6 protein-coding genes are annotated in these 10,780 nt (G+C 46.5%); 2 read left to right on the top strand and 4 right to left on the bottom strand.

The annotated features are described in order from the left end of the window. Positions 1-27: 27 nt before the first annotated feature. From C5745_RS12770 to C5745_RS12755, 4 genes are read right to left on the bottom strand one after another with little or no spacing between them, the layout of a single operon-like run. On the bottom strand, positions 28-4,479 hold the full coding sequence (locus C5745_RS12770; RefSeq protein WP_105717400.1) for a GH92 family glycosyl hydrolase: 4,452 nt from the start codon (positions 4,477-4,479) through the stop codon (positions 28-30). A 32-nt stretch (positions 4,480-4,511) separates the two neighbouring features. Beyond that, entirely contained in the window at positions 4,512-5,609 is a 1,098-nt protein-coding gene (locus tag C5745_RS12765) for an ROK family protein (RefSeq protein WP_105717399.1), read from the bottom strand. A gap of 4 nt (positions 5,610-5,613) precedes the next feature. Next, on the bottom strand, positions 5,614-6,774 hold the full coding sequence (locus C5745_RS12760) for an MFS transporter (protein ID WP_105717398.1): 1,161 nt from the start codon (positions 6,772-6,774) through the stop codon (positions 5,614-5,616). Positions 6,775-6,799: 25 nt separating this feature from the next. Continuing rightward, a complete protein-coding gene (locus C5745_RS12755; RefSeq protein ID WP_105717397.1) occupies positions 6,800-8,518 on the bottom strand; it encodes a class I mannose-6-phosphate isomerase in 1,719 nt (572 codons plus the stop codon). Positions 8,519-8,645: 127 nt separating this feature from the next. On the opposite strand from C5745_RS12755, the gene C5745_RS12750 reads away from it, so the two are divergent. After that, positions 8,646-9,380, top strand: coding sequence for a GntR family transcriptional regulator (locus C5745_RS12750; RefSeq protein WP_105717396.1), 735 nt, complete (start codon positions 8,646-8,648; stop codon positions 9,378-9,380). Between the two features lie 121 nt (positions 9,381-9,501). Beyond that, complete coding sequence (metK, locus tag C5745_RS12745; RefSeq protein WP_105717395.1) at positions 9,502-10,755, top strand: methionine adenosyltransferase; 1,254 nt, start codon at positions 9,502-9,504, stop codon at positions 10,753-10,755. Positions 10,756-10,780: the final 25 nt, after the last annotated feature.

Below are 10,780 nucleotides of genomic sequence, written 5' to 3'. Positions count from 1 at the left end.
CTATAATTTGAATTGATGAATTATTTATTATTCCGGTGTAGCTTCCGAATATTCTTCCAATAGAACGATGGCATCATATAATACGCCTGCTGATCCCCTGAACGATCCGGAACCACTAGGTTTATTATCGATAGAGTAGAATTCATAGAAACCGTTATTGGCGAGTACTCTGTCCAGCATAGGGCCAAGCTGCTCGTAAGCCATTTGGTAGAAACCATTTTTGATCATCTGTTTGATAATACGACCACCAAACCAGGTCCAGTCTCCTCCATTTTGATAGTTGTAGGGAAACATACTCTTGTTTTGAAAAACACCTTCGGGATAGGTGGGATAGAGGGTGAGGCCCACGGAGGGCGCTCCGGATTTCTGTACGTTTTCTATCATTTTATCAAATGAAATCCGGGCTTGTTCTTTGGAGAGTAAGTTTGCTTCAATAGCAACAGCAGTCCCGCCATGATAAAAGATTTCATCTTCATCAAAAGTGGAAGGAAAGGGTGATGCATCCAAATAAAGGTGTGGTTTAAATTTTTGTCGATCGGTATCCCACAAATGTTTCATGGTATTAGCAGCAATATTTTTTCTGATTTTTTGCCATTTTCCGCTATCATCAGGGGCAAGTTCCAGGTAATTATCGATCGCCACCAGAAACATGGCATTATCATAAATATCAATAGCAAGGTTAGAATTTTCGTCGAGGTAAACGCCCCATGGATGTTCGGGCTGTACATCGCCCCAGTCAGCCGTTGTAGCTCCCCAGAGCAATCCATGTTTTTTATCGTATCGATGCTCCATAAGAAAACCCAAAGCTAGCGCCAAACGTCTCTTGACGGCAATACCGTCAATTTTCTCGTCGAGGAAAATCTTGTCGCCTGTAGCCTTCACATATTTATAAACAGCTTGAATCAACGAAGACTCCTGATCGGTTTCTACCGTGTTTTTGTGTCCGGCATAGTTGGGTTCCAGCTTAGAAACAATGTATTGATACCCTCCGCTGGAGCTTTCTGCTTTCTCTTTGGGAACAAATCCGTCAACGATGTTTCCGTCCTCACCCTGCAACCGGAAGAAAACCCGCAAGTGCTCTTTAATCGTTTCAGGATCATGAAGAGTACTGGCCACCGTGATAAACGTGTTATAGTCCCTGATCCAGACCTCCTCGTAACCATCGCCTGCCGTAAAACCGCTTTTAACAAGCTCGACAGCTTTCTCCTTTACGTTGGATAAGCGCGAATCTGAACGGATTTGAGCTTTCAGATTACCTAGGCCCCAACTTTTGTTGGGTTCCGGGCCCATCTCTAGCACTAAACTGCCCCCTTTTAGAAGTTCGCTAGCCGAAAATTTAAAGTCATGCAAGGGTTTCCCATTAAGCGTTGCTTTTTGTACATAGATATTGGTCCTACTTGTGTTTTTAGCCTCAATGATAAAGCGCTGCCCGCGATTGTATCGACCACCAAGGTCGATAGCAACCTTCCTAAATATCGGGCTGCCTATTTCGTACACAGGATCTTCCCGTGTACCTCCATCTATTTGGAATAGTCCCAAGGCATTCATGAGATACCACGCGCTCATCTGCCCTTGATCCTCATCTCCTAAATAAGCGTTCGATACGCCTGAGCCGTAATAGCGTTCGCCAATGGAGCGGCTCCATTTTTGCGTAGCCCACGGCTTTCCGAGCCAATTAAAAAGATACGCAAAATGCATAGACTGCTGATTGCCTTGCACAACAGGATAATCCCAATACTGGTCGTTGGGTCCGTTGTAGCGCCATTTATCGCTTTCCTCAAAGCCCCATTCAAGGCGATCCAGCATTTTATCGCGGCCGATTAGTTCGGCTAGGCCAACCACATCTTGTGGCACGAAAAAGGTAAGTTGCCACGCGTTACCCTCCACATAATGTTTATTTGCACCCGACTTGAACGGATCAAAATCTGCAAGCCAGTTGCCTTTCGAATCGCGCATACGGGCATAACCGGTCTGCGGGTCTATCGCATTCTTCCACCACTGCCCCCGTTTGTTAAACATCGCATAATCATCCATTTTTCCTAGCGATTTCGCGAATTGCCCGACTGTCCAGTCGTCGAAACTATATTCCAGTGAGTTAGAAAATCTCCCCTCGTCGTAGGGTACGTACTGATGTTTTAGGTAGGTTGCTAAGTCGCGGTTCCCTGCAAAGCCACCCGCTACAGCAGCAGGCATTGTCGTCTGCATTTTTTTTACTGCTTCAAAGGCTTTGTCTACATCGTAATCACGGATTCCCATTTGATAGGCTCCTACGATAAGTGGGATTTCATGCTCTGCCACCATCACCGGAACGTACTCCATTCCGGCAGGCCCCTTCGCAAGCCAGCCGTTCGCATCATACATCGCTAACTGCGAACGCACCCAGCGGTTGCTCCACTCCGGTGTAACGAGATTCCAGAACTGATTCAAGTTCCAGAACGTATTCCAAAAAGCATCGCATCCCAAGGCCACATCTTCGGGACGGGTAAATTTCTGAATCTTCTCGTCTGCAGACCGCCAACTTCCATCCACATCACTGAAAATATTACGGCTAGCCAGTGCACGGTACATATTGGTATAAAATTTCTCTTTCTGGAGATAGTCGTTACTGCTGATTTCTATCCGGCCAAGCAGCTCATTCCATGTAGATCTGTTCTGAGCAACAACCGCATCAAACGACCAGCCAAAGGGATTGGAGATTTCTTCCTTTAGATTTAATGCCGCATTTTCTATGCTTACATAAGATATGCCCGTACGGAGCTGAACCGTTCTGCTTTTGCTAAGGTCGAACTCTACAAACAGACCCGCATTTTCGGCGCTATCTGCTTCTAGGTTTTCTTTGACTCGAGCTTGATTATTCAACCATGACCCGTGGTTGATGATTGGCTGGTCAAATTCCATCACGAAATGAACAATGTAGTCTTGGTTAACGTCGCCAGACCATACATTTTTTGATATTTGTTCGCTCAGTCCCTCAATTCGGTTGTCGGTTACTTTGGTGATCTTCACCTCCTGTAACTCGTAGTTATATTCGGCCGGAATCTTCAGATCAATCATGATCCGGCCTGTGTCGCCTTGATTGTACGTGTATCGCTGAAAGCTACTGCGCGTTAATGCCGTTAACTCCGCGCGGATATCGTAGTCCATGAGATCGGCCTTATAGTATCCCAGCGGAGCTTCCTCGGTCGTTTTATCGATTTTGGAACGATATCCGCCGTCCGCTCCGCTTTGATCGCCTATAAAAGTGATGAGCTGCCCGGTGACGGGAAACGTTCCTAGGCCGGCCATCGTCCATTCGTGGATATGACTGAACGTGCCGATGGATTCAAAAGTTGGGTCGTATCCTGCCTGCCAACCGCTGTTCTGGTTGTCCGGACTCAGTTTGACCATGCTGAAAGGCATCCAGGGACCAGGCGCTAACATCCAGCGGGAGTGCGCGGCACCGATCATCGTATTGACGTAGTCGGCGTAACTACCTTCGTTTTGAGGTTGACGCACGATTGTTCCACTGCTGTACTCCTTGCCATTGATCAGTATCTTATACACGCTATGCTTCTTCGTCGCTACTGCTGGCATAGGGGCTTCCAAGACCGAGCTTCCACCCTCAAGCTGCTGGCGCATGATCTCTTTACCATCAAGCCGAACGCTTATGGTTGGCTTCTCCCAGGCATCAACTATGTTTATCAGAAGGGGTTGTTTGTTGTCAGCAGTCTGGAAGTTGGCCGGTCTAACGCTTCTGATTAAGGCGTCGGACGCCGGCTTTAACGTTGTTTTTTTGGGGCCGGATAGCTTAATTTGATCAAAGGCAACCCATCCGCCGTCAAGCGACGTGATCACGATTTCATTATACCCGTCTCTTATCAGATCATTTGGCAACGCCAGGTTAATCATCTGCTCACTATCTTTAGAAAAGGGGCCGACCGGGTCCGCCTTTCCTGGCCCCCTGTCAAACGTAAAAGTATAAGGGTTGTCGTTAATCAGCAGTTTGAGCGTAGAACCATATTGAGGATCTACTCCCAGAAGGTCTAAGGAAAGGCTCCATAGCGAATCCGATAGGTTGGAATTTGTGCTACTAGCGGGCTTTGCTGCTGTCTGGCCAGGATTTAAGCGACCTTTGGCTGCAGCATCTCGTTGAACTGGTACATTATGAAGTTCGAAACTCACTGTAATAAAGTGAGAACGTATGCCTGCCGTGCGCCCGGTGCCCCCCCATGCGTTTTTTGGCCCAGGTAAGACAAAAGGAAAAGTTGTCCGGGCATCTGATGATCCGACCAGAAAGTACCGGTCTTCGTATCCAAAATCGTGCTCAAGAAATTTGTCAAAAGATGCGGGGTACAGCGCCATATCTGCAGCCTGATTGTCATCATGTCCGATTTGCCAGATAGTAGCCTGCTGAGCGTATGTTCTAGCTACCGAAAGCGTCCCGCCACCCAGTAAAACAAATAATAGGTACCGAAGGATAGTGGTTAACTGCTCTTTCATATTATCATAATTGAATGTTTAGTATTTATAGTTTAATCCGCCAATTGATGCAAAGCATAAGCGTAAGCACCAAGTGAGATGGCCGTGCTCGTTCCTAGCGATGTTGTCATAACAAATGTTTTTTTATGCGGGTTGTAATTGATCTTTTTATTGGTATTCGGAATGTCAATCTCCCTCCATTCCTCCAAAACAGCCTGTTTCAAACCGTCTTCGTCCTGCGCATCGACCACCTCCATCTGTAGGCGCGATAAGCTATCACCGGAAAAGGTAGATAAAGAAGACCTCAGTTCGCCTATCAGTGCAGGCATAATGTATTTCGCTGCGCCAATGATTCCACCGCCAATAACAACGATTCCATCTCCAACGGTCAATAAGTGCGCAATAACATCGCCAGCAACCTCACCCAATTGAGCAAAACTTCGGATTGCCGCCTGTCGGTCGCCCTGTATCTCGCCCTCTGCAATGCGGAATATATCGTTAGGCGTCAATGTTTCGTCTCGCACAGCCGCATATTCGTTATACACCCTGGTGATAGCGCGTCTACTAACACTCTCTTCGGCTATTTTATCGGGGTAAAGTTTATTGCGGAATACCCATACATCGCCACCACAATCGTTGTCGCCCGTCAACAAACGGTTATCGATCACAACGCCTGATCCAAATCCGGTTCCAAACGTGACACCAATAAGGTTGCGATATTCTTTATTGTAACCCAGTTTTTTTAATCGATCATTCAAGGTTGGGAGCGCACCTGCCAATGCCTCTCCATAAGCGAAGAGATTACCGTCATTATTGATAAAAACGGGAATCTGAAAATGTTCCTGCAAAAACGGACCAAGCGGAACGCCGCCGCGGAAAGACGGAAAATTCGGTAAATCATGAATGATCCCGTTCTTATAATCCGCCGGACCTGGAAACGCGAAGCTAATCGCAACCGGCGCTTTTGGCAAGAGACTCCTGATGTGTGTAAACCCATCAATCAACGTATCGAGACATTTCTGCAGATCATCCGGATAAGCCGGTAAGCAATAGGGCTCCACTATTTCAACATTACCTTGAATAGCCGAGAACACCATATTTGTACCGCCGGCGTCCAATGTCAATACAATGCGGTTATCGTGATTATACATATGACTAATACTTAAGTTTATACGAAATTGAACCGATGATTATCATACTGACAAGAATCACCAGCAGACCAGCCGTGAAGCTCGTCAAGTCAGTAATCAAACCTTGCAATGGCAAAACCAGCGCTCCACCAGATACCCCCATGATCATCAATGCCGAGATTTCGTTGGCATGCTTCATATCATGTTGCATTGCCAGTGAAAAAACAATCGAAAATACATTCGCACAGGCCAGGCCGACTACAGCAATAGACAGTAATAACACCCATAACGAGGAGCCGACTAGCATACCTATAAACCCTAAAACAGCCAATACTATAGTTCCACGCAGAAATTCTACGGCTGATAGTTTGACCAGCAGGATCGCCCCCACAAACGTACCGACGGTTCGGGTTGCAAAGTAAAGGCTAGTCCCCAGTGCGGCGTCTTCCAACGGCATGGCGACGCGATTCATTAACAGCTGGGGGATACTGGTATTCAAGCCTACATCAATTCCTACTATCAATAAAATAACAACGACACAGCGAATGAGAAACCCATCGCGCAGCAAGGCAAATATCTTGCGAAAGGAAGAAGAGCTTACCGCGGTGTCCGATTTCGGTTCGTTCGGATGCATCGTGTGCAGCACAATGATAGACAGCACCGTTGCCAGGCCATAAAATAAAAACGTAAGACGCCAGTTGCCCAGTTGTACAGCAGCCACGCCCATCAATATCGGGCCCAAAAAAGAAGAAATTGCTTTGATAAACTGCCCCATGGTAAGGGTGCTGGTCAATTTTTCCTTGCGTACAACGAATGCGGCCAGCGGATTCAACGAAACCTGCAACACCGTGTTTCCGATTCCGAGCAAAGCAAAAGCGAACAATATTCCCGCGTAACTATAGCTCACAAACGGGATGCCCATCGCAATAGCCGTGATGATCAGTGAGACAGATACCGTATGCTTACGTCCGATTCGGTCCATCAATAGCCCTGTGGGAACAGCACATATAGCAAACCACACGAATACCATCATCGGTATCAGGCTGGCCGTCGTATCCGACAGCAAGAAATCTTTCTTCACATAATTGGTCGCAATCCCCACGATATCGACAAACCCCATAATAAAGAAATTGAGGAATATCGGTATCAGTACAAGGGATGGTTTATTTTGTTGGTTATTTGGCATAGCGTTTATGTTTTAACTCCCCTAATCAAATTCTGACCGATGCTTTAATCGTCATGCAGGTTTTGCCTGTCGACGCGCCATGCGGTCGAATACGATATGTCCCCACGGCTGCCGGAATAATAAACGTTTCCGCGTAATGAATAATTATCGGCTCAAATGCACCCGTAGGACTTTCCACGATAATTTCATCGCCATCTACGAGATTCAGCACATTCACACTGTCCTGCGTATCATGCGTAACCGGAACCGAGAAGGTATGCCGACGCGTTTCAATAAACTCACTTTTGTGCAACCCGGTCTTTTCTTCCACCCATCCGTCACCCTTATCCACAATCTGCACATTGTTTACCAACTGCGCTTGGGCGTAATCGGTATCGCAATTCCAGTCGAGCACCTGTTTACCCCGCTGCACGTTGATGGGCCGGGGCTTTCCGTCCAAACCCAATCGTTGCCAGTCCCACAGCTTAAACGTAAATAGATTGGGCGTCGAGCTAATCTCGAGCACCACCGCGTTTGTACCTGAACAGTGGATTGTTCCTGCCGGAATAAGAAAGTGATCGTGTTTCTTCGTCGGTATTTTGTTTACATATTTTTCCGCATCGAAAACCAGCTCACCTCGTTCTGCTTTCTCCAGCTCGTCTATCACGGCGTCCCGGTCCACATCCTTTTTAAAACCGAGGTACACATGGGCATCATCTTTTGCGTCCATGATGTAATAACTTTCATCCTGCGTATAATGCAATCCGAAATGATCACGCGCATACTGGGTAGTTGGGTGTACCTGAAGGCTGAGGTTACCCCCACCAACCGTGTCCAAAAAGTCAAAACGAATCGGGAAGTCCTTCCCAAATCGAGCTTCCACCGGCTTTCCTAACACCTCACCACTCTTTATATAAACGAGATTCACCGCAGGCATCTCGAACATCACGTTATCGATATCGAAGAGTAGGCTGTTCTCCTCCGGCACACAGTCGAAACCCCACCCGTAATTCACTTTCGACGCGTCGAGCGCAAATTCTTCCTTCATCCATTGACCACCCCAGGGTGCAGGATCAAAGAACGGTACCACGCGTAATGGCGACGCCGCCGCTTTGTCCATACCGGCATAAAATGTCTGCCTGTCTATCATCTTAGGTTCATTTGGTACCACCGTATCCAACCAATAGTCAACGCGGTTATAAATCGACCGCTTATGCTTGTCCAGCACCCGCCAGTCATTAAACAGCCCACGCTTATACTGGTGAGAAAAAGGTGCGTTGCTATTATCAATACCCAGACCTTTCGCATGCCGCTTACGCATCCGCTGCTGTATTTCCCAACGCGGCATATCCGCATAAACTAAGATATCTGCATCAACCACCGACTGCGCGCCCGGACCAAGCACTAAAACACGTCCGCTAGATGCTGCAATTGCCTCCCGCGCCGATTTCAGCTTCTTCCCGTCAACGTATTCATCTAATGTAATATTGGAGATATACCCGAACAACGTATCTTCGGTCATAAACCTGTCCGTTAAGGCTGCTACTTCTTCCTCGGAGATAAATAAGTCACTGGTTTGCAAAAAGATATCCGGTTTGAGTTGTGCCAACTGTGTTTGCAGCTCATCTTGGCTTATCCCGGTGTAACAATCCACTGCGATGACACTATTGCTTTGCTTTGTCAAAACAGCAATAATCGCCTCCCATCCTTTAACAGCAAAACCGTCTAAATTGATTGCAGGCTTCTTCTTGTAAGTACTTACCATGTCTATAATTGTATTATTGTTCAGCTATATGTTCAGTATGTATGCACATACTACTTCAACAAATATGAATACTTTTATTTTATCATGCAACACTATTCTGCAATTTTTTTTACTTTTGTAGAACACCATGAATTTAAAAATCGACCATACCAGCCCGAAACCTCTTCATAAACAGGCAGAAGAGCTTATCCGGAATCTTATAGACACACCCGAATATAGAGATGGACAATATCTCCCTAAGGAAGTCTATTTGTCTGAACAATTAAAGATATCCCGCAACACTTTACGGCAAGCGATTAGCACGTTGGTTGCCGAAGGGCTGCTGGTTCGTAAAAAAGGTGTAGGAACGCGTGTCCAAAAAAAGAAAATCTTTAGCGGAGCCAGCAATTGGCTGAGTTTTTCCGAAGAGATGCGCATTCTAGGGATCGAGATCCATAATTTTGAATTGCAGATTATCCGGCATGAAGTCTCTGCAGAAGTCGCCACCTTCTTTGGAATCGAGGTGGGCACAAAGGTGATGCGGCTAGAACGACTTCGGGGAAAAAAGGACGCGCCGTTCGTATATTTCATTTCGGAATTTAGTCCACAGATACCCATTTCGGCATCGGAAAATTTCAATCGTCCGCTGTACGAAATACTGGAAAGAGATTACGGCGTGGTCGCTTTTACATCAAAAGAAGAAATAAGCGCCGCCGCCGCCGATTCCTTTATCGCCGCCAAGTTGGAAATTAAACAGGGAGAACCCGTCCTCATCCGGAAACGCTATGTCTACGACATCAATAACAATCCCATTGAGTTCAATGTCGGGTGCTACCGGGCGGATTCTTTTACCTATACCATAGAAAGTAAAAGGAATATATAATATGCATAAAAATTTGCTTCCATTCGTATTATTCGAATAAAGAATTGTACTTTTGTCCACGAAAAATGTGGACGGGACCACTCTCCTCTCGTACGTTCAATCACAAAAGCAATATGTAATAATGGCTTATTTATTTACATCCGAATCGGTGTCGGAGGGACACCCTGACAAAATAGCGGATCAAATCTCCGATGCGCTGATTGATAATTTCCTAGCTTGGGACGAAGATGCCCGAGTTGCTATCGAAACTTTAGTGACGACAGGGCAGGTTGTTTTAGCCGGCGAAGTGAAATCAAACATCTACTTAGATGTGCAGAAAATCACCCGCTCTGTTATCGAAAAAATAGGGTATACCAAGTCCGAATATATGTTTGAGGCCAACTCTTGCGGTGTGCTGTCAGCTATTCACGAACAATCCGCTGAGATTAATCAAGGCGTCGATCGTCAAAGCAAACAAGAGCAGGGTGCCGGCGACCAAGGTATCATGTTCGGATATGCCAGCAACGAGACGGAGAATTATATGCCATTGGCCTTAGACCTCGCTCATCGCTTATTATACGAACTAGCTGCATTGCGCCGGGAAAATAAGGATATTACCTATTTGCGTCCCGATGCCAAGTCACAGGTTACACTTGAGTATAGCGATGACCATATACCGCAACGGATTGACACCATCGTCATTTCGACACAGCATGACGACTTCGCCACCGAGGCCGCAATGGTAGAGAAAATTACAGACGACGTCAAAAATATTCTTATCCCGCGTGTAAAGGCCCACTTGCACCCCGATTTGCAGGCATTGTTTACCGACAACATCAAGTTCCACATTAACCCCACCGGAAAATTTGTTATTGGCGGACCGCACGGCGACACGGGATTAACCGGCCGTAAAATTATTGTGGACACCTACGGCGGAAAAGGAGCACACGGCGGTGGTGCATTCTCCGGAAAAGACCCATCCAAAGTCGACCGCTCAGCGGCATACGCTACCCGCCACATTGCCAAAAACCTCGTAGCTGCAGGTGTTGCAGACGAAATATTGGTACAGATATCGTATGCTATTGGCGTAAAAGACCCGATGGGGATCTATGTCAACACCTATGGCAAAAGCAACGTTAATTTCAATGATAGCAAAATCGCGGAAAAAATAGGCGAAATATTCGACATGACACCCTACGGTATCGAAACCCGCTTAGGGCTTCGCAAACCTATCTATTCGGAAACAGCCGCCTATGGACACATGGGTAGGACACCAAAAACCGTAACCAAAACCTTCGAAAGTTCCAACGGCGAACAAAAAACCATGGAAGTGGAATTGTTCACCTGGGAGAAATTGGATTACGTGGATGTCATTAAAAAGGCATTTGATCTTTAATTCTTTGTTCGTAATCCGTGGCGAG

The sequence above is a fragment of the Sphingobacterium haloxyli genome (genome assembly GCF_002980525.1).
GTDB lineage: Bacteria > Bacteroidota > Bacteroidia > Sphingobacteriales > Sphingobacteriaceae > Sphingobacterium > Sphingobacterium haloxyli.
This window is presented reverse-complemented; position numbering and strand designations above follow the sequence as displayed.